Source organism: Pseudomonas sp. Z3-8 (assembly GCF_051131975.1).
GTDB lineage: Bacteria > Pseudomonadota > Gammaproteobacteria > Pseudomonadales > Pseudomonadaceae > Aquipseudomonas.
On the sequence record NZ_CP071643.1, the window covers coordinates 405,752 to 424,411 of the forward strand.

General features: G+C 61.3%; 17 protein-coding genes and 1 pseudogene. 12 read left to right on the forward strand and 6 right to left on the reverse strand.

Translation table 11 applies throughout. The features are described 5' to 3' along the window. The first annotated feature begins 66 nt into the window (after nt 1–66). The 4 genes from J3P94_RS01905 (at nt 67) to gcvH (ending at nt 4,561) form a co-directional block, all read left to right on the forward strand. Nucleotides 67–1,071 carry an extracellular solute-binding protein gene (locus tag J3P94_RS01905; RefSeq protein ID WP_434571035.1) on the forward strand — a complete coding sequence of 335 codons (1,005 nt, stop codon included), beginning with the start codon at nt 67–69 and terminating at the stop codon, nt 1,069–1,071. 187 nt (nt 1,072–1,258) lie between these two features. Further along, nucleotides 1,259–2,881: an ABC transporter permease gene (locus tag J3P94_RS01910; protein WP_434571037.1), complete on the forward strand. Its 1,623-nt coding sequence runs from the start codon at nt 1,259–1,261 to the stop codon at nt 2,879–2,881. A 161-nt stretch (nt 2,882–3,042) separates the two neighbouring features. Next, nucleotides 3,043–4,125, forward strand: a complete 1,083-nt coding sequence (gene gcvT / locus J3P94_RS01915; RefSeq protein WP_434571039.1) for a glycine cleavage system aminomethyltransferase GcvT — start codon at nt 3,043–3,045, stop codon at nt 4,123–4,125. Between the two features lie 52 nt (nt 4,126–4,177). Continuing rightward, on the forward strand, nt 4,178–4,561 hold the full coding sequence (gene gcvH, locus J3P94_RS01920; RefSeq protein WP_434571041.1) for a glycine cleavage system protein GcvH: 384 nt from the start codon (nt 4,178–4,180) through the stop codon (nt 4,559–4,561). A gap of 170 nt (nt 4,562–4,731) precedes the next feature. Here gcvH and J3P94_RS01925 read toward each other — a convergent pair whose 3' ends face one another. From J3P94_RS01925 to J3P94_RS01935, 3 genes are all read right to left on the reverse strand, one after another. Beyond that, the gene (locus J3P94_RS01925) at nt 4,732–5,052 is read right to left on the reverse strand and encodes a DUF2388 domain-containing protein (RefSeq protein ID WP_186707601.1); all 321 of its coding nucleotides are present in this window, start codon (nt 5,050–5,052) and stop codon (nt 4,732–4,734) included. 86 nt (nt 5,053–5,138) lie between these two features. Beyond that, entirely contained in the window at nt 5,139–6,923 is a 1,785-nt protein-coding gene (locus J3P94_RS01930; RefSeq protein ID WP_305498037.1) for a GspE/PulE family protein, read from the reverse strand. A gap of 150 nt (nt 6,924–7,073) precedes the next feature. Then, entirely contained in the window at nt 7,074–7,412 is a 339-nt protein-coding gene (locus J3P94_RS01935) for a hypothetical protein (protein WP_434571042.1), read from the reverse strand. Nucleotides 7,413–7,538: 126 nt separating this feature from the next. Here J3P94_RS01935 and J3P94_RS01940 point away from each other — a divergent pair, with 126 nt between their 5' ends. After that, nucleotides 7,539–8,009, forward strand: coding sequence for an Lrp/AsnC family transcriptional regulator (locus J3P94_RS01940; protein ID WP_434571043.1), 471 nt, complete (start codon nt 7,539–7,541; stop codon nt 8,007–8,009). A 105-nt stretch (nt 8,010–8,114) separates the two neighbouring features. On the opposite strand, the gene J3P94_RS01945 is transcribed toward J3P94_RS01940, so the two are convergent. Continuing rightward, entirely contained in the window at nt 8,115–9,482 is a 1,368-nt protein-coding gene (locus J3P94_RS01945) for an inorganic triphosphatase (protein ID WP_434571045.1), read from the reverse strand. 159 nt (nt 9,483–9,641) lie between these two features. Between J3P94_RS01945 and argE the strand changes: the two genes are divergently transcribed. The 3 genes from argE to J3P94_RS01960 all read left to right on the forward strand — a co-directional run bounded on the left by argE (nt 9,642) and on the right by J3P94_RS01960 (nt 13,977). Then, nucleotides 9,642–10,799 (forward strand): acetylornithine deacetylase, encoded by a 1,158-nt coding sequence (gene argE / locus J3P94_RS01950; RefSeq protein WP_434571046.1) that lies wholly within the window; start codon nt 9,642–9,644, stop codon nt 10,797–10,799. Between the two features lie 132 nt (nt 10,800–10,931). After that, nucleotides 10,932–12,230 (forward strand): amino-acid N-acetyltransferase, encoded by a 1,299-nt coding sequence (argA, locus tag J3P94_RS01955; RefSeq protein WP_434571047.1) that lies wholly within the window; start codon nt 10,932–10,934, stop codon nt 12,228–12,230. Nucleotides 12,231–12,648: 418 nt separating this feature from the next. After that, complete coding sequence (locus tag J3P94_RS01960; RefSeq protein WP_434571049.1) at nt 12,649–13,977, forward strand: OprD family outer membrane porin; 1,329 nt, start codon at nt 12,649–12,651, stop codon at nt 13,975–13,977. A 113-nt stretch (nt 13,978–14,090) separates the two neighbouring features. On the opposite strand, the pseudogene J3P94_RS01965 reads toward J3P94_RS01960, so the two are convergent. Both J3P94_RS01965 and mntA read right to left on the reverse strand, forming a co-directional pair. Then, a pseudogene (locus tag J3P94_RS01965) lies at nt 14,091–14,165 on the reverse strand (type VII toxin-antitoxin system HepT family RNase toxin); the annotation flags it as partial. Then, complete coding sequence (gene mntA / locus J3P94_RS01970; RefSeq protein ID WP_305498043.1) at nt 14,155–14,550, reverse strand: type VII toxin-antitoxin system MntA family adenylyltransferase antitoxin; 396 nt, start codon at nt 14,548–14,550, stop codon at nt 14,155–14,157. The gene mntA and the pseudogene J3P94_RS01965, both read right to left, overlap by 11 nt. A 334-nt stretch (nt 14,551–14,884) precedes the next feature. On the opposite strand from mntA, the gene J3P94_RS01975 reads away from it, so the two are divergent. The 4 genes from J3P94_RS01975 to ssuD all read left to right on the forward strand — a co-directional run bounded on the left by J3P94_RS01975 (nt 14,885) and on the right by ssuD (nt 18,657). After that, nucleotides 14,885–15,523 (forward strand): peroxiredoxin, encoded by a 639-nt coding sequence (locus tag J3P94_RS01975; RefSeq protein WP_003206652.1) that lies wholly within the window; start codon nt 14,885–14,887, stop codon nt 15,521–15,523. A 311-nt stretch (nt 15,524–15,834) separates the two neighbouring features. Continuing rightward, nucleotides 15,835–16,428, forward strand: a complete 594-nt coding sequence (gene ssuE / locus J3P94_RS01980; protein ID WP_434571051.1) for an NADPH-dependent FMN reductase — start codon at nt 15,835–15,837, stop codon at nt 16,426–16,428. Nucleotides 16,429–16,518: 90 nt separating this feature from the next. Beyond that, nucleotides 16,519–17,484: a sulfonate ABC transporter substrate-binding protein gene (locus tag J3P94_RS01985; protein ID WP_434571053.1), complete on the forward strand. Its 966-nt coding sequence runs from the start codon at nt 16,519–16,521 to the stop codon at nt 17,482–17,484. A gap of 24 nt (nt 17,485–17,508) precedes the next feature. After that, nucleotides 17,509–18,657 (forward strand): FMNH2-dependent alkanesulfonate monooxygenase, encoded by a 1,149-nt coding sequence (ssuD, locus tag J3P94_RS01990; protein ID WP_434571055.1) that lies wholly within the window; start codon nt 17,509–17,511, stop codon nt 18,655–18,657. Nucleotides 18,658–18,660 lie beyond the last annotated feature (3 nt).

Below are 18,660 nucleotides of genomic sequence, written 5' to 3' on the forward strand. Positions count from 1 at the left end.
TCGATTGTGGTGCTAAATGTGAGTCCTTATCATTTGCGCTCTGTTCACAATCGAGAGACCGCTACCATGTCGGCCACCAAACGCCTGCTGTCCGCCCTCGCACTGACCCTGATCGGCACTTCCGTCGCCCAGGCTGCCGATGAGGTGGTGGTCTATTCGTCGCGCATCGATGAGCTGATCAAACCGGTTTTCGATGCCTACACCAAGAAGACCGGCGTCGCGGTGAAGTTCATCACCGACAAGGAAGCGCCCCTGATGCAGCGGATCAAGGCCGAAGACAAAAATGCCACCGCCGACCTGCTGCTGACCGTCGACGCCGGCAACCTCTGGCAAGCCGAGCAGATGGGCATTCTGCAGCCGTTCACCTCGCCGGTAATCGATGCCAACATTCCCCCTCAGTATCGTGCGTCGTCCCACGCCTGGACCGGCCTGAGCCTGCGTGCGCGGACCATTGCCTACTCGACTGACCGGGTCAAACCGGGTGAGCTGACTACTTACGAAGCGCTGGCCGGCAAGGAATGGGAAGGCCGCTTGTGCCTGCGGACCTCGAAAAAGGTCTACAACCAGTCGCTGACCGCGACCCTGATCGAAACCCATGGTGCTGAAAAAACCGAGGCGATCCTCAAAGGCTGGGTCAGGAACCTGTCCACCGACGTATTCTCCGACGACACCGCGCTGCTTGAGGCGATCAATGCCGGCCAGTGCGACGTTGGCATCGTCAACACCTATTACTACGGCCGCCTGCACCAGCAGAAGCCAGACTTGAAGGTCAAGCTGTTCTGGCCGAACCAGGCGGACCGTGGCGTGCACATCAACCTCTCGGGTATCGGCCTGACCAAGCACGCGCCGCACCCGGACGCCGCGAAAAAACTGGTGGAATGGATGACCACGCCTGAAGCGCAAAGCATCTTCGCCGACGTGAACCAGGAATTCCCGGCCAACCCGAAAGTCCAGCCGTCCAAGGAAGTCGCCGCCTGGGGCCAGTTCAAGGCCGATACTCTGCCGGTGGAAGTCGCGGGCAAACGCCAGGCCGAAGCCATTCGCCTGATGGATCGTGCCGGCTGGAACTGAGACGATCCCTTTCAGCTCCTTGACGAGCCGTGGCGAGGGAGCTTGCTCCCGCTGGGCTACGCAGTAGCCCCAAAATCCTGGATCATGCCCCCGCATATAGATCCTGGCAGATATCCCGGGAGGGCTTCGCCCTCCAGCGGGAGCACGCTCCCTCGCCACATGACCGTTTGTCTTACGAGAGTTTTCCTTGACCCACCCCGCCCAACGCCGTTGGTATCCCCTGGTCTTCGCCGTCGCTGCGCTGGTGCTGTTGCCGTTGAGCGTGCTGCTGCTGTCCTGGCAGAGCATCGATGCGCAGATCTGGTCCCACTTGTGGGAGACCCAGATGCCGCGTCTGCTGGGTAATACCCTGACGCTGATCCTGGGTGTGGGTGTCGGCGTGACGTTGTTGGGGGTCAGTCTGGCGTGGCTTACCAGCCTTTGCGAATTTCCCGGTCGGCGCTGGCTCGATTGGGCGTTGATGTTGCCGTTCGCGATTCCCGCCTATGTGCTGGCGTTTGTTTTCGTCGGCCTGCTGGATTTTGCCGGCCCGGTGCAGACCCTGATGCGCGAATGGTTCGGCAGCGGCTTGCGCCTGCCCCGGGTGCGGTCGACCGGTGGGGTTATCCTGGTGTTGGTGCTGGTGTTCTATCCGTATGTCTATCTGCTCGCGCGAAGCGCCTTCCTGGCCCAAGGCAAGGGATTGATGGAAGCGGCCCGGGTACTCGGCCAATCGCCCTGGCAGGCGTTCTGGCGGGTGGCGCTGCCGATGGCCCGACCGGCCATTGGCGCGGGCGTGGCGCTGGCGCTGATGGAAACCCTGGCGGATTTCGGCGCGGTGTCGGTGTTCAACTTCGACACCTTTACCACCGCCATCTATAAAACCTGGTACGGCTTCTTCAGTCTTTCCAGCGCCGCCCAACTGGCCAGCCTGTTGCTGCTGGCAGTGATGGTGGTGCTCTACGGTGAGCGCCGTGCCCGGGGAGCACAGCGGGCCAGCAACGAACGGCCCCGGGTCAACGCGCTTTACCACTTGCGCGGTTTCAAGGCGGTGGCGGCCAGCAGCTGGTGCCTGTTGGTTTTCGCTTGCGCGTTCGTCATTCCGGTGCTGCAACTGGTGGTGTGGTTCTGGCAGCGCGGTCGGTTCGACCTGGACGAGCGTTATGCCGGGTTGATCATCCATACCCTCTATCTGGGCGGCCTGGCGGCCCTGGTCACCGTCTGCGTGGCCTTGCTGCTGGCGTTCGCCCGTCGCTTGGCGCCGACCCGCCCGATCCGCGCCGGTGTCGGCCTGGCGAACCTGGGTTATGCCTTGCCGGGTTCAGTGCTGGCGGTGTCGATCATGCTTGCGTTCAGCTATCTGGACCGTGAGTTGGTCATTCCGCTATCGACCCTGCTCGGCGGGGCGGGCAAGCCGTTACTGTTGGGCAGTTTGTCGGCGTTGCTGCTGGCCTACCTGATACGTTTCCTGGCCGTGGCCTACGGTCCGCTGGAAAGCAGCCTGGCGCGGATTCGTCCGTCATTGCCCGAGGCCGCACGAAGCCTTGGCGTCAGTGGGCCACGACTGTTTTTCAAAGTGTATCTGCCGTTGCTACTCCCTGGCACGTTGAGCGCGGCGTTGCTGGTGTTTGTCGATGTGCTCAAAGAAATGCCCGCCACCCTGCTGATGCGCCCGTTCGGCTGGGACACGCTGGCAGTGCGGGTCTTTGAGATGACCAGCGAGGGGGAGTGGGCACGGGCTGCATTGCCGGCGCTGACCCTGGTGCTGGTCGGGCTGTTGCCGGTCATCGGATTGATACGGCGCTCGGCTCATCAACGCGTTCTGAATTAATTGAGAGCGGCTCCAGGTGCCAGTGCCATGGCATGCGGATACAATGCGCGGCATTCGGTGCGGTCCGTCCGTCGGACCGGGTAGCTGAGGGCGCTTTTTTTCAGGCGTTCGTGCTGTGCAGTACCCGTCCGCACCTTCGCCACGCCCGGAAGGAGAAACCCATGGGACAGCGTACGCCTCTGTATGACCTGCATCTCGCCCTTGGCGCGAAGATGGTCGATTTTGGCGGTTGGGATATGCCTCTGCACTACGGCTCGCAGGTCGAGGAACATCATCAGGTGCGCCGCGATTGCGGTGTGTTCGATGTGTCCCACATGACCGTGATCGACGTTGCCGGCCCCCAGGCCAAGGCCTGGCTGCAGCGTTTGCTGGCCAATGACGTCGATCGCTTGCAGGACACCGGCCGGGCGCTGTACAGCACGATGCTCAATGAGCGTGGCGGCATTGTCGATGACATGATCATTTACCGGGTCGATGAGGGTTACCGGCTGGTGTTCAATGCCTCGACCCGTGACCAGGACCTGGCCTGGATGCAGGCACAGCTCGGTGAATATGATGTGCAACTGCACGAGCGTCCCGAACTGGCGATGCTGGCCATCCAGGGGCCGCAGGCCCGGCACAAGATTGCCGAATTGGTCACGCAATCACGCGGCCAATTGATCCAGCAGCTCAAGCCCTTCGAAGGTCGTGCCGACGGTGACTGGTTCATTGCCCGTACCGGCTACACCGGTGAAGATGGTTTGGAAATCGTCCTGCCGGCCCATGAAGCCCCGAGCTTTTTCAACGATCTGGTGGGCGCTGGCATTCCTCCCATCGGCCTTGGAGCTCGCGATACCTTGCGCCTGGAAGCGGGCATGAACCTCTATGGCCAGGACATTCATCAGGATGTTTCGCCGCTGGCCTCCAACATGGCCTGGAGCATCGCCTGGGAACCTGCGAGTCGCCAGTTCATCGGCCGCTCGGCGCTGGAAGCCGAACTGGCGGCTGGCGTGCAGCACAAACTGGTCGGGCTGGTACTTGAGGAGCGCGGTGTTCTACGCGCTCATCAGGTGGTCCGTATCGCCAATGTTGGCGAAGGAGAGATCACCAGTGGTAGTTTTTCTCCTACGCTTAGCAAGTCGATTGCCCTGGCACGTGTTCCGATGGCCACCGCCGACCGTGCCGAGGTGGAAATTCGTGGCAAGTGGTACCCGGTACGGGTGGTCAAGCCGACCTTCGTCCGCCATGGCAAAACCCTGATCTAACCTTTTGCGGCGGGCCGCCGGCCGCTGACACTTTCTCTTGAGGACACAGAATATGAGTGATATCCCCGCCGAACTGCGTTTTGCCGAAAGCCACGAGTGGGCCCGCCTGGAAGCCGACGGTACCGTCATCGTAGGCATCAGCGACCATGCGCAGGAAGCTTTGGGCGATGTGGTGTTTGTCGAGCTGACCGAGGTCGGTAAGGTTTTTGCTGCTGGTGATCAGGCTGGCGTGGTGGAGTCGGTCAAGGCCGCTTCCGACATCTACGCCCCCATTGCCGGCGAAGTGATTGCGATCAATGAAGAGTTGGGCGGCTCGCCGGAGCTGCTTAACTCCGATCCGTACGGCGCCTGGATCTTCAAGCTCAAGCCAAGCGACAAGGCCGAGTTGGACAAGTTGCTCGATGCTGCCGGCTATAAGGCTGCTATCGGCGAGTAACACTTGATACCTGTGGGAGCGAGCCTGCTCGCGAAGGCGATAAATCAGCAACATCGAGGTTGGCTGACACACCGCTTTCGCGAGCAGGCTCGCTCCCACGTTGGTTTGTGAGATGTCCGTCGGGCAAAAAAATGCCGCTCAATCGAGCGGCATTTTTTATTGGCCGGACATCATTCCTGGGCGACGGCGTTTTTTGCCAGGATCGCGTTGGCCAGTTCCATGTCGGTGGCTTGCAGGCCTGGGTTGTCGGCCCGGACTTTCTGCATCGCGGCTTCCAGGTAGGGGCCACGGATGCCGCCGTCACTGGCGACGAAGCTGCCGGCGTCGTCCTGGGCGGCGACGATCAGCTTGTTGTCCTTGAAGGTCAGGTAGGTAGAACCGGTGGTCGCACCGGATGAGATGACGTTACGCCAAAACGTGTCGGCCATTGCCGAGCCAACAGGAAGAGAAAGCAAGGCCAGGGTCGCGACAGCAAGTTTGAGACGCATGATAGGTGACTCCACAGGGTTAACTATGACTTTGGATTGCCGGAGCCTCGATTCAGTTCCATGACCCGTCAGTCAGCCCTCGCCACACGCTACTTCTGTTCACTCTGTGGCGTCACCCGCAGTACTTCTTCGACCGTGGTCAGGCCGGCCGCTACCTTTTGCGCGCCCGAGAGCCGCAGGCTGCGCATGCCTTCCTTGAAGGCCTGGCGGCGCACGGCGAGCAGGTCGGTGTCTGGGTGGATCAGGCCTTTGACGCTGTCGCTCAACTGCATGATCTCGTACACTCCGGCCCGCCCCCGGTAGCCGGTATCGCGGCATTCCGAGCAGCCGACAGCCTGCTGGGCGTTGGTCGGCAGCGGGGCCTGCCAGGGCCTCGTCAGGGTTTGCCAGTCGTCTTCATCCAGGGTGATGGGCGCCTTGCAATGCGGACACAACGTACGCACCAGGCGCTGGGCCATGACTCCGAGCACTGTGGCCTTGATCAGGTAATGCGGCACGCCGAGCTCCAGCAGGCGGCTGATGGCGCTCGGCGCGTCGTTGGTGTGCAGGGTCGAGAGGACGAGGTGTCCGGTGAGGGCTGCCTGGATCGCCATTTCGGCGGTTTCCAGGTCACGGATCTCGCCGATCATGATGATGTCCGGGTCCTGCCGCATCAACGCACGTACGCCCGCCGCGAAAGACAGCTCGATGTTGTGCTGGACCTGCATCTGGTTGAACGAGGCCTCGACCATCTCGATCGGATCTTCGATGGTGCAGAGGTTCACTTCCGGCGTCGCCAGTTTTTTCAACGTCGTGTAGAGCGTCGTGGTCTTGCCGGACCCGGTGGGGCCTGTGACCAGAATGATGCCGTTGGGCTGGCGGGTCATGTCCTGCCAGCGACGCAGGTCGTCGGCGGAGAAGCCCAGCTGGTCGAAATCCTTGAGCAATACTTCCGGATCGAAGATCCGCATCACCATTTTTTCGCCGAACGCGGTCGGCAAGGTCGACAAGCGCAACTCCACTTCGTTGCCGTCGGGAGTCTTGGTTTTGACGCGACCATCCTGGGGCTTGCGCTTTTCCGCGACGTTCATGCGCCCCAGGCTTTTCAGGCGACTGATGATCGCCATCGTCACCTGCGGCGGGAACTGATAGACGGTGTGCAGCACCCCGTCGATGCGAAAGCGTACGGTGCCCTGCTCCCGGCGCGGTTCGATGTGGATATCGCTGGCCCGCTGCTGGAAGGCGTACTGGAACAGCCAATCGACGATGTTGACGATATGCGCGTCGTTGGCGTCCGGCTCCTGGTCGCTGGCGCCGAGGTTGAGCAGTTGTTCGAAGTTGGTCAGGTTGCTCGGTTGCTGATCGACGGTGGTAGCGCCGCTGACGGATTTGGCCAGGCGATAGAATTCCACGCTCAGGCGCTGGATATCCACCGGGTTGGCGACCACCCGCCTGACCGGCAGCTTGAGCACGTGGGTCAGGTCGGCTTCCCAACTGCTGACGTAAGGCTGGGCACTGGCGACGGTGACGGCGTCACGGTCAACCGCCACTGCGAGAATCTTGTGACGTTGCGCAAAGGCATAGGACATCAGCGGCGTAACGGCCGCCACGTTGATCTTCAACGGGTCGATGCGCATGTAGGGCTGGTCGGCCTGCTGGGCCAGCCACAGCGTCAGGTTCTCAAGGTCCAGGCGCTTGCCGGGTCGGCTGAGGTCGTCCAGGTGCTGGTTGGCGATGAACTCCAGCGGGTGCAACTGGCTGTTGGCGTTATGCCGGCGCCGAGCGTTGAGCGCGGTTTCGGCTGAATCCTGGCTGATGAGGCCCTGGGCGACCAGTTGGCGGAGCAGATCGTTAAGGTCCAGCCAGCGGTCCTGAGTGGCGTGTTTGGTGGACATGGGCGTTCGGGTTCCTATTGGACAGTTGCAGCAAAGCCGCGATGCAGACGCTTCGGCGTCCCGGCTTGTTGTGCAAAAGAATAGTCCCGACCTTATGGACCGTTGGGCCACTACCCGACCAATGCGTTTCCAATTCTTGCCTGCGCCCCCTCAACCGGCCGCCAGAACCCGTCCGGCCCGCGTGATATCGGCGTCCTGCAGGTCCACCGAGCACATGCTGATCAGGTTACGTAATTTTTCAGCAATGACCTGGGCACGGTGCCAGCTCAGCCCATCCAGGACAATGTCCAGCGTCAGCAGATCGTCTTGACGCTCGACGTAGACCTGCTGTGGCGTCAGGCCCTGCAAGGCGAACAGATTCAACGCTCGGCACAGCACGTCCGGCTCGGCTTCGGCCTGCATCTGATAATGCACGCGGCAATGGGCGTTGGCGGCGTGCCAGGCGTCGGCGCGGGTCGGGGCGGTGGATACGGTTGCGAGTGAGTGCATGTTCGGTCTCCTGGAGGTCGGGAGAAATATTTACATGCGCCGGAGGGTATTTCTTACCTAAGATGAGCTATTTCGAACCTATGTTGAATAAACTGATTCGCATATCGGAAAACTATAGGTTTATTTATGCACAATGAGCTGGATAGCTTCGATCGCAGGATACTGGCGTTGCTGCAAGAGGATGCTTCGCTGTCCAGCGCGCAGATCGCCGAGCAGGTTGGCTTGTCCCAGTCGCCCTGTTGGCGTCGGATTCAGCGGATGAAGGAGGAGGGGATCATTCGGGGGCAGGTGACGCTGCTGGACCGCAAGAAAATCGGCCTGAACACGCAGATCTTCGCCGAAATCAAGCTCAACGCCCACGGTCGCTCGAATTTCACCGAGTTCACCGAGGCGATCCGCGGGTTCCCCGAGGTGCTGGAGTGCTACGTGCTGATGGGGTCGGTGGATTTTCTGCTGCGCATCGTCACGGCGGACATCGAGGCGTATGAGCGATTCTTTTTCGAAAAGCTGTCGATGGTGCCGGGGATTCAGGAGGTGAACTCGATCGTGGCCCTGTCGGAGATCAAGTCGACGACGAGTTTGCCGGTGGTGCGCTAGTTGGCTCCGAGGTGAATGCGCCGGCCCCTTCGCGAGCAGGCTCGCTCCTACATTGGGATCTCGACATGATCCAGTGTGGGAGCGAGCCTGCTCGCGAAGGCGGTATCACAGGCGCAGCAAAGTCTTCCAGGCCCGATTCTGATACACCGCAATCGCCTGTTGCTTGCGCGCATCCAGGAGCTCGTCGGTGATCGGTTCGTTGGCCAATTGCGCCAGCTTGTTCAATTCGCCGTAGAGCCGGTCCATCTCAGGAATTTCCAGCACCTGGCGGGCATGATGCAGCCAGGCCTGGATACGTTCGATGCGCGGCAGTTGCTCGGCCAGGTCTTCCGGCTGTTGCTGGTAGCGTTGCAATTGCAGCGACGAAGCTTCTTCGCTGAGCAGGCGCGGCAGCCAGCTGCCCAGTTGCGCCGCGCCCTGGCGATTGCCGCGGGTGTTGCGGTCGGCGGTCCAGCTGCGGGCCAGCAACCAACGCGAAGCTTCAAGAGAGAAGAGGCCCCAGCGCGGGTCCTGCAGCTCTTCGAGGAATTGCTCCGGCGCCGCCTTGCGCACGTCTTCGTCGTCGAGGCCGGCCTGGACCAGCGGACGCCAGTCTTCCAGCAGCGCATCCAGGGCGACGCGCAGATCATGGGTCGATTGACGCGGCGCGGCCTGGCCGAGGCTGCTGAGCAACGCGCGCAGTTCGGCAAGGTTTTCCACCCAGTCCTGCAACAGGCGCCAGTGGCCGTTGAAACGATATTGCTCGGCCAGGCGCTGGCTGCTGCCCAGCAGATGCCAGCTCAATGCGCCAAAAGCATCGTCCAGCGGCGTTTCGGCCGTCAGTTGCGGAGCCGGCAGGCTCAGGGCATAACTGCTCGCATCATGCAGGCGATAGCCACGTTCAGCCTTGCTGATGTCGCAAGGCATCAAGGGCAGGGTCGCGGCCAGTTCGGCGGCCAGTTCCAGCAGGGCGGCGGGTTCGCCTTCGCGCAGTTCCAGTTCCAACTCGCAGATTTCTTCCTTCTGCTTGCCGACCACCACGTGGCCCAGGTCCAGGGCGGCCTCGATGACCACCTTGGCTTTGCCGCGGCCCCAGGCAATTTCGGCGCGCTCGCGGACGAAATCAGTGGTGAAGATCGCCTTGAGGGTTTTTTTGTCCAGGTCCGCCAGTGCCTCGGGCCAGCATTCGCCGTCGAGCTTCTTCAGGTCGAGCTTGGCCTTGGGCAGGTGCCAGTCGTATTCGTTGCGCTCGGACAGGCCGGCAACGCTCTGGCCACGGGTCTTGAGGGTCTGGATGACTTCTTCGCCGTCGCGACGCAGGCGCAGGGCAACCTTGGCCCGGGCGAGGTCACGTTCCGGCGTGTCGAAGTACTGGTTCATCAATTCGTGGCGTTCCCAGCCACTCTTGTTGCGTTTTTTCAACAGCGGATGCTCGCGCAAGGCTGCCAGGGTCTCGCGGCTGACGCGGAGTTTGATTTCGGTTTCTTTCTGCATGGCCGGAAAATCCAGGAATCGGGTGCGCAGCCGGGGGAAGATGTGGCTGCCAGGGTCGTGCAGTGTACAGGACTCGTCGGTCCTCCGCGCCGAACGGTTCCATCCTTGCTCTCGATGGTTCTATGATGGACCCCCAATTTGTAAGCCCGGGAGCCAGCGATGCCTCTGCCGTCCATGAAAGATCAGTTCGCTGCCCTGATCGCCGCGCCTTCGGTCAGTTGTACCCAGCCCAAGCTGGACCAGTCCAACAGCGCCGTGATCGAGCTGCTGGCAGGCTGGCTGTCGGAACTGGGATTCTCCTGTGATATCCAGCAGGTCAGCCCCGGCAAGTTCAACCTTCTCGCCAGCTTCGGCACGGGGCCCGGCGGGCTGGTGCTGGCCGGGCACAGCGACACGGTGCCGTTCGATGGCGCGTTGTGGCAGACCGACCCGCTCAAGCTCACCGAGGTCGGCGGGCGCTGGGTGGGCCTGGGCAGTTGTGACATGAAAGGTTTTTTCGCCCTGGCCATCGAAGCGGTGCGGCCGTTGCTGGACCAGCCGTTCAAGCAGCCGTTGCTGATCCTCGCCACCTGCGATGAAGAAAGCTCCATGGCGGGCGCCCGTGCCCTGGCCGAGGCCGGGCGGCCGCTCGGACGCGCGGCGGTGATAGGCGAACCGACGGGGCTGAAGCCGATCCGCATGCACAAGGGCGTGATGATGGAGCGTATCGACATCCTCGGGCGCAGCGGCCATTCCTCCGACCCGAGCCTGGGCCGCAGCGCGCTCGAAGCGATGCACGACGCCATGGGCGAGCTGCGTGGCCTGCGCCTGCAATGGCAGCGTGAGTTCCGCAATCCACAGTTCACCGTGCCGCAGCCGACCCTCAATTTCGGCTGCATTCATGGCGGCGACAATCCCAACCGGATCTGCGGCCAATGCTCCATGGAGTTCGACCTGCGCCCACTGCCGGGCATGGATCCAGAGGTGCTGCGGGCGGCGATCCGGCAGAAGCTCGACCCCATCGCCGAACGCCACCAGGTGAAGATCGACTACGCACCGCTATTCCCCGAAGCGCCCCCGTTCGAGCAGGCCGAGGACGCCGAGCTGGTGCGGGTGGCCGAACGGCTCACCGGGCATCGTGCCGAAGCAGTGGCGTTCGGCACCGAAGCGCCTTATCTTCAGCGCCTCGGTTGCGAAACCCTGGTATTGGGGCCTGGCGATATCGCCTGCGCCCACCAGCCTGGCGAATACCTTGAAATGTCACGTTTGCAGCCTACCGTGCAGCTGTTGCGACAGTTGATCGGCCATTACTGCCTGACACCGGCCAGCGCCGGTTAAATTGTCCGCTTGCGGACCCGTATTCATGAGGAGAGCGCGCGTGTCGCCAAGCCTGTTCCGACGATAACCACCAGCCCGCTGTGCGTTCCGCTTCGTCTTTTTTAGGCTGTTATTTATTACAGGCCCAGGTTCATGCCCGAATACGTCAATTGGCTTCGTCACGCTTCGCCCTATATCAACGCCCACCGCGATTGCACCTTCATCGTCATGCTGCCTGGCGACGGGGTGGAGCACCCCAACTTCGGCAACATCGTCCATGACCTGGTGTTGCTGCACAGCCTCGGCGTGCGGCTGGTGCTGGTGCACGGTTCGCGTCCGCAAATCGAGACCCGCCTCGCTGCCCGCGGCCTGACGCCGCACTACCACCATGGCATGCGCATCACCGATGCCGCGACGCTGGAATGCGTGATCGACGCGGTCGGCCAGTTGCGCATTGCCATCGAGGCGCGTCTGTCGATGGACATGGCTTCTTCGCCGATGCAAGGCTCGCGGTTGCGCGTGGCCAGCGGCAACCTGGTTACCGCGCGGCCGATCGGTGTGCTCGAAGGCGTGGACTATCACCACACCGGGGAGGTGCGTCGGGTCGACCGCAAGGGCATCAACCGGCTGTTGGATGAGCGCTCGATCGTTCTGCTGTCGCCGTTGGGCTATTCACCGACCGGGGAGATTTTCAACCTGGCGTGTGAAGACGTCGCGACCCGGGCGGCCATCGATCTGGCCGCCGATAAACTCCTGTTGTTCGGCGCCGAGCAGGGCCTGATCGGTGAGGATGGGCGGCTGGTTCGCGAGCTGCGTCCGCAACAGGTCCCGGCTCATATGCAACGTCTGGGCAGTGACTACCAGGCCGAGCTGCTCGATGCGGCGGCGCAGGCCTGCCGGGGCGGCGTGGCGCGCAGCCACATCGTCAGCTATGCCGAGGACGGTGCGCTGCTGGCCGAACTGTTTACCCGCGATGGCAGCGGCACGCTCGTGGCCCAGGAGCAATTCGAGGTGGTGCGCGAAGCCGCCATCGAGGATGTCGGCGGCTTGCTGGACCTGATCAGTCCTCTGGAGGAGCAGGGCATTCTGGTACGGCGTTCCCGCGAGGTGCTGGAGCGCGAGATCGAGCAGTTCAGCGTGGTCGAGCGCGAAGGCATGATCATCGCGTGCGCGGCGCTGTACCAGATCGCCGATTCGGATGCCGGGGAACTCGCCTGCCTGGCCGTGAATCCGGAATACCGCCACGGTGGCCGGGGCGATGAGTTGCTGGAGCGGATTGAAACCCGGGCCCGCGCCCAAGGGCTCAAGACCCTGTTCGTGCTGACGACCCGGACCGCACACTGGTTCCGCGAGCGCGGCTTCGAGCCCAGCAGTGTCGACCGCCTGCCGGCGGCGCGGGCTTCGTTGTACAACTATCAGCGTAATTCGAAAATCTTCGAAAAATCGCTGTAAACAACCCGCCTATCCCATCACGCTGCCGCGACTTTCTTGATTTCAGACCATCAGCGACTAGTCTGGAGAGCCTCAAGATCGCGGCATGCGCACGCATTGGCATGTCGCGCGCGAGGCCCGACGAAACACCATTCAGGAATCCACGGCGTCGCCGATAAGCCGAGTCAGGGCTTGATGACGCTTTGATGGCAAGCATATGTCGAAACGAGCTGAAAACTGGTGAAACAATTCTTTTTGGATTTATAAAGAATCCTTTATTCTTCCGGCCGGTGTCGCGGGGTTAGACCATGGTCGTAGTCCGAAAGGGTTACGGTTGACTTGCCAGTCACGGTCTGGCGCTAATCGCGCATCCGCGGATTCCGGGCGTTCGAACCGGAACCAAAGACACACAAGAATTAGAAAACGAGAGGAGCGATACATGAAGAAGTCCACCTTGGCCCTGGCTGTGGCCGTTGGGGTAATGGCGCAGCAGGCAGGCGCCGCCGGTTTCATCGAGGACAGCAAGGCGTCCGTCAGTTCTCGCACCATGTACTTTGACAACGACAACCGTGAAGGCGCTGAAGACCAGCGTGAAGCGGCGACCGGCCTGAAGTTCGACTACAAGTCCGGCTTCACTCAAGGTGTCGTTGGTTTTGGTATCGACGCCCAGGCGATGGTTGGTCTTCACCTTGATGGTGGTAAAGGTCAGCGTCCAGACGCCAATAACTCCTTCTCGCCAAGTGACTCCGACGGGTCCGCGGAGCACAGCTGGAGCCGTGGGTCGGCCAACGTGAAGGCGCTTTTCTCCAAGACCGAGGCCCACCTGGGTGGTGCTCTGCAGCCTAACCTGCCGATCCTGGTCGCCAACGATGGCCGTCTGCTGCCGCAAACCTTCGAAGGTGGCACTATCACCTCCAAGGACCTGGACAACGTGACGTTCAACGCCGGTCAACTGGAGCGCGCCGTAGGCCGTGCTGGTACCAACAGCACGGGCTTGGCAGTGGCAGGTGGTACCGAGGACAGCAACCAGTTCCGTTACGCCGGTGCTGACTGGAAAGTCACCAAAGACCTGACCCTGCAGTACTACTACGCCAACCTGCAGGATTACTACAAGCAGCACTTCCTGGGTGCGGTACACGTTTTCCCGATCAGCGAAGGCCAGTCGTTCAAGACTGACCTGCGTTACTTCGACAGCAGCTCGGATGGCCGTAACGGCGATTCCACCCATTTCTTCAACAACAACGGTGGTTATGCCAAGACCCCGGGCGAGGTCGATAACAAGACCTGGAGCGCCATGTTCACCTACACCCTGGGTGGCAGCGCGTTCCTGTTGGGTCACCAGCAAGTTGGCGACGATGGTGGCTTCGTCTACATGAACCAGGGCAACCTGCTCAATGACAGCGGCCGCAACGAAGGCGCCGGTGGCTCGAGCTTCTACCTGTTCACCGACAGCATGATCCATCAGTTCGTCCGTGCGGGTGAGAACACCACCTTTGGTCAGTACTCGTACGACTTCACCGGCCTGGGCGTCCCTGGCCTGAAGGCAGCGATTGCCTACCTGCACGGTGACGACATCAAGTCTGCTACCGGCGGAAGCGAAACTTCCGAGTGGGAACGCGACATGCGCCTGGACTACGTCGTCCAGCAAGGCCCGCTCAAGGGCTTCGGCACTACCCTGCGTCATGGCTCCTACCGTGGCAGCAGCACCGGTATCGCCGACCAGGATCAGACCCGCCTGATCTTCAACTACACTTACAACTTCATGTAAGACGTAGCGAAGTAAAAAAGCCCCGCCCGGCAGCATGCCGGGCGGGGCTTTTGTGTTTCGGGGCGGGGATCCTTCTCGCGCTTGCGGCGCTTATCGCACCGACTCCGCCGCGTCTCGTATTCTTCCCGCACCCTGGCGACGCAACGCTCGATACTTGCTGCCTTGTTGATCAAAACATCATCGGCCATACACGCTGCCTTCTTCCTGAATATCCTTGAGCAAACCTGCCCGAGCCTCATCCAGAGCGGTTTTTTCGCTGAGAATGAAACATTCATACAAACCCGCCTGTACGTCTCTGGCCCAGAGCCGCTGACCTCGGGTCACGATCTGATATTGCATGACGGTCGTTGCCGCGCGTAGATCGATCAGGTCCACCGGACTGCCAGCGATATCCGCCAACTCTCCTGAGAGCTGCCACAGCGAAACAGGATCGACCTCGCCGGACAAGAGCACCGCCAGATCGACGTCGCTGTCAGGTCCCGCGGTGCCCTGTGCATGGCTACCGAACAGGTAAACCGCCAGCAGCCCAGGGAGATGGTGATGCAGATAAGACAACAAGGCTTGAGTGTTCATGCTGCCTATCCTAGCCGCTCATTCTGAAATCGCCGCAATAATTTGCGGAGTGCAGATGCAGAACAAAAAAAGCCCCGCCCGGCAGCACGCCGGGCGGGGCTTTTGCGTTTCGGGTCTGGCCCACCCCTGTAGCCTTCCCCGAAGTTTCTCCTCTTTCCAGCAACTCGAGGCCTTCTCGAAACCTCGACAATGATCTTGGTCCGATATACGCCAAGGCGCCAATGAACAGTTTTTTATATTCCATCAAGATCTAGCCAAATGGGTATTCATTCTTTTTCAAGCAATGAAAAGCGGTGCACAGTTGGGCCACAACTACTCAACCAGGAGCTGCACCATGAGCCTCAGACTCGGCGACATCGCCCCCGATTTCGAACAGGATTCCAGCGCCGGCAAGATTCGCTTCCATGAATGGCTCGGTGATAGCTGGGGTGTGTTGTTCTCTCATCCAGCGGATTTCACCCCGGTGTGCACCACCGAGCTGGGCCTTACCGCCAAGCTCAAGGATGAATTCGCCAAGCGCGGCGTCAAGGCCATTGCCCTTTCGGTAGACCCGGTGGACTCGCATCACAAGTGGATCGAGGACATCAACGAAACCCAGAATGCCGTGGTCAATTTTCCGATCCTGGCCGACGCCGACCGCAAGGTGTCCGACCTCTACGACCTGATCCACCCCAACGCCAGCGACACGTTGACCGTGCGTTCCCTGTTCGTGATTGACCCGAACAAGAAGATCCGCCTGACCATCACCTACCCGGCGAGCACCGGGCGCAACTTCAATGAAATCCTGCGGGTGATCGATTCCTTGCAGCTGACCGACAACTACAAGGTCGCCACGCCGGCCAACTGGCAGGATGGCGATGAAGTGGTGATCGTGCCGTCGCTCAAGGATGAGGAGGAACTCAAGCAGCGCTTTCCCAAAGGCTATCGTGCCGTCAAACCATATCTGCGCCTGACGCCGCAGCCCAATCGCTGAGGCAAAACCAGAACCAGAACCTGTGGGAGCGAGCCTGCTCGCGAAGGCGACCGATCAGCCAGTATTGAGGTCGACTGACACACCGCTATTGCGAGCAGGCTCGCTCCCACAGTTGATCTTCTGTGCACCAAGGGTTTTGGCCGTTTCGACGGCCTTTTTTATTGCCTCAAGGAAAGCTGACCTTATATACCTTAAGCGAATAACCAAATGAATAAATATGATTTAAGGATATATGGATGCCCTGTTATGGTTTGCTCCATACAGCGAGATCGCCCACCGCGAATCGCACGTGAATTCAAGGAATGGTTGGCATGTTGGTTGTCTCGCTCGGCGGCAGTCCCAGCCAGCGCTCCCGATCAGGAGTGCTGCTGGAGCGCTCGCAACGTTGGTTGCAGCAGCAAGGTGTGGAAGTGGTGAGCTATCAGGTGCGTGATTTTCCCGCCGAGGATCTGCTCCATGCCCGCTTCGATAGCCCCAAGGTACTGGACCTGCTGGCCCAGATCGAAAACGCCGACGGCCTGGTGATCGCTACGCCTGTCTACAAGGCCTCTTTCTCCGGCGCGTTGAAAACGGTACTGGACCTGCTGCCCGAACGCGCGCTGGCCCATAAGGTAGTGCTGCCCATGGCGACAGGCGGCAGCATCGCCCACATGCTGGCGGTGGACTACGCCCTGAAGCCGGTGTTGTCGGCGCTCAAGGCCCAGGAAATGCTCCATGGGATTTTCGCCGAGGACAACCAGATCGCTTACGGCGAAGGCAGCGCCCAGGCGCAATTGGCGCCGGCCCTGCAGCAGCGTCTGGAAGAGGCGCTTGAACAGTTCTACAGCGCCATGGCCCGGCGGCCCAAGCCGCTGGATCCCAGCGTATTGAACGAACGTCTGTTGAGTGCTCGCTGGAGCATCTGACTCGCTACATCCCTGATTCAACTCCACCTTACTCAGCCGTCAACGGCCAAGCAGGTGCAGCCAAAACCCCACAGCGAAAGGAGAGGCGCCATGCGCACTGTCATTTTGCGTCGCGGGCTGGTCGCTCTGTTTGCTGCGGCTGTGTCCTTCGGCGCCATCACCCAGGCTCAGGCCGATACCTTGCGGATCGGCTATCAGAAGTACGGCACGCTGGTGCTGCTCAAGGCCAAGGGCACCTTGGAAAAACGCCTCGCCGCCCAAGGCGTCGACGTGCAATGGACCGAATTTCCCGGCGGCCCGCAGCTGCTGGAAGGCCTGAACGTAGGCTCGATCGATTTTGGCGTGACTGGCGAAACCCCGCCGGTGTTTGCCCAAGCGGCAGGCGCGGATTTGCTTTATGTCGCCTACGAGCCACCGGCGCCGAACAGCGAGGCGATCCTGGTGCCCAAGGGCTCGCCGATCCAGTCGGTGCAGGAGCTCAAGGGCAAGAAAGTCGCGCTGAACAAAGGCTCTAACGTCCACTACCTGCTGGTACGCGCGCTGGAAGATGCCGGCCTGAAATATTCCGACATCCAGACGGTTTTCCTGCCGCCGGCGGATGCCCGTGCCGCGTTCGAACGCGGCAGCGTGGACGCCTGGGTAATCTGGGACCCGTACCAGGCAGCCGCCGAACAACAGTTGCAGGCACGCACCCTGCGTGACGGCAAGGGCATCGTCGACAACCACCAGTTCTATCTGGCGACCAAACCTTACGCGCAAAAAAATCCCCAGGTCATCACGACGTTGGTGGAAGAGGTGCGTGCAGTTGGGGAGTGGTCCAAGGCCAACCCTGAAGACGTGACCCGACAGGTCTCGCCGCTGCTCGGCCTGCCGGCGGATATCACCCTGACGTCGGTAAAACGCCAAGGCTATGGGGCTCTGTTCCTGACGCCGGAGGTGGTCGCGGCGCAGCAGAAAATCGCCGACAGCTTCTATCAGCTCAAATTGATTCCCAAGCCCTTGAGCATCAAGGACGTGATCTGGACGCCGCCGGCGGCCGTTGCGAACGCGCAGTAATTCGATCCCTTAGGAGACCACTCCATGAGCCTCAATATTTTCTGGTTCCTGCCCACCCACGGCGACGGCCATTACCTTGGCACCGCTGAAGGCGCCCGCGCCGTCGATCATGGTTACCTGCAACAGATTGCCCAGGCTACCGATCGGCTGGGTTTTGGCGGGGTGTTGATTCCTACCGGGCGTTCCTGCGAAGACTCCTGGCTGGTAGCCGCTTCGTTGATTCCGGTGACCCAGCGCCTGAAGTTCCTGGTTGCCCTGCGCCCCGGGATCATTTCCCCGACGGTGGCGGCGCGTCAGGCCGCGACGCTGGATCGACTGTCCGGCGGGCGGGCGCTGTTCAACCTGGTGACCGGTGGTGATCCGGACGAGCTGGCCGGTGACGGGCTGTTTCTGGACCACGAGCAACGCTACCAGGCATCGGTGGAATTCACCCGGATCTGGCGTCGCGTGCTGGAAGGCGAGACGGTTGATTACGACGGTGAACACATCAGTGTGAAGGGCGCCAAGCTGCTCTATCCGCCGATCCAGCAACCGCGTCCGGCATTGTATTTCGGCGGCTCGTCGGAAGCTGCCCAGGATCTCGCCGCCGAGCAGGTGGAAATGGTTTTGACCTGGGGCGAACCACCCGCCGCCGTCGCGGAAAAAATTGCCCAGGTGCGGGCCAAGGCCGAGAAGCTTGGGCGCACCGTGCGTTTCGGCATTCGCCTGCATGTGATCGTGCGGGAAACCAACGCCGAAGCCTGGCAAGCGGCCGACCGCTTGATCTCCCATCTGGACGACGAAACCATCGCCCGTGCCCAGGCGTCCCTGGCGCGCTTCGACTCGGTGGGCCAGCAACGCATGGCCGCGCTGCACGGCGGTCGCCGCGACAAGTTGGAAGTCAGTCCCAACCTGTGGGCCGGTGTCGGCCTGGTGCGCGGCGGTGCCGGAACGGCGCTGGTGGGCGATGGCCCGACCGTGGCTGAGCGGGTCAAGGAATACGCCGACCTGGGTATCGACACGTTCATTTTCTCGGGTTATCCACATCTGGAAGAATCCTATCGGGTGGCGGAACTGTTGTTCCCGCACCTCGATGTGGAGCGTCCGGAACTGCCGAAAACCCAGGGCTATGTGAGCCCGTTCGGTGAAATGGTCGCCAACGACATCCTGCCCAAAGCTGCTTCGCAGAGCTGAGGC

Coding starts and splice junctions, on each gene's coding strand:
- J3P94_RS01905 (WP_434571035.1), top strand. CDS start 67: ATGTCGGCCACCAAACGCCTGCTGTCCGCCCTCGCACTGACCCTGATC.
- gcvT (WP_434571039.1), top strand. CDS start 3,043: ATGGGACAGCGTACGCCTCTGTATGACCTGCATCTCGCCCTTGGCGCG.
- gcvH (WP_434571041.1), top strand. CDS start 4,178: ATGAGTGATATCCCCGCCGAACTGCGTTTTGCCGAAAGCCACGAGTGG.
- J3P94_RS01930 (WP_305498037.1), bottom strand. CDS start 6,923: ATGTCCACCAAACACGCCACTCAGGACCGCTGGCTGGACCTTAACGAT.
- J3P94_RS01935 (WP_434571042.1), bottom strand. CDS start 7,412: ATGCACTCACTCGCAACCGTATCCACCGCCCCGACCCGCGCCGACGCC.
- J3P94_RS01940 (WP_434571043.1), top strand. CDS start 7,539: ATGCACAATGAGCTGGATAGCTTCGATCGCAGGATACTGGCGTTGCTG.
- J3P94_RS01945 (WP_434571045.1), bottom strand. CDS start 9,482: ATGCAGAAAGAAACCGAAATCAAACTCCGCGTCAGCCGCGAGACCCTG.
- argE (WP_434571046.1), top strand. CDS start 9,642: ATGCCTCTGCCGTCCATGAAAGATCAGTTCGCTGCCCTGATCGCCGCG.
- argA (WP_434571047.1), top strand. CDS start 10,932: ATGCCCGAATACGTCAATTGGCTTCGTCACGCTTCGCCCTATATCAAC.
- J3P94_RS01960 (WP_434571049.1), top strand. CDS start 12,649: ATGAAGAAGTCCACCTTGGCCCTGGCTGTGGCCGTTGGGGTAATGGCG.
- mntA (WP_305498043.1), bottom strand. CDS start 14,550: ATGAACACTCAAGCCTTGTTGTCTTATCTGCATCACCATCTCCCTGGG.
- J3P94_RS01975 (WP_003206652.1), top strand. CDS start 14,885: ATGAGCCTCAGACTCGGCGACATCGCCCCCGATTTCGAACAGGATTCC.
- ssuE (WP_434571051.1), top strand. CDS start 15,835: ATGTTGGTTGTCTCGCTCGGCGGCAGTCCCAGCCAGCGCTCCCGATCA.
- J3P94_RS01985 (WP_434571053.1), top strand. CDS start 16,519: ATGCGCACTGTCATTTTGCGTCGCGGGCTGGTCGCTCTGTTTGCTGCG.
- ssuD (WP_434571055.1), top strand. CDS start 17,509: ATGAGCCTCAATATTTTCTGGTTCCTGCCCACCCACGGCGACGGCCAT.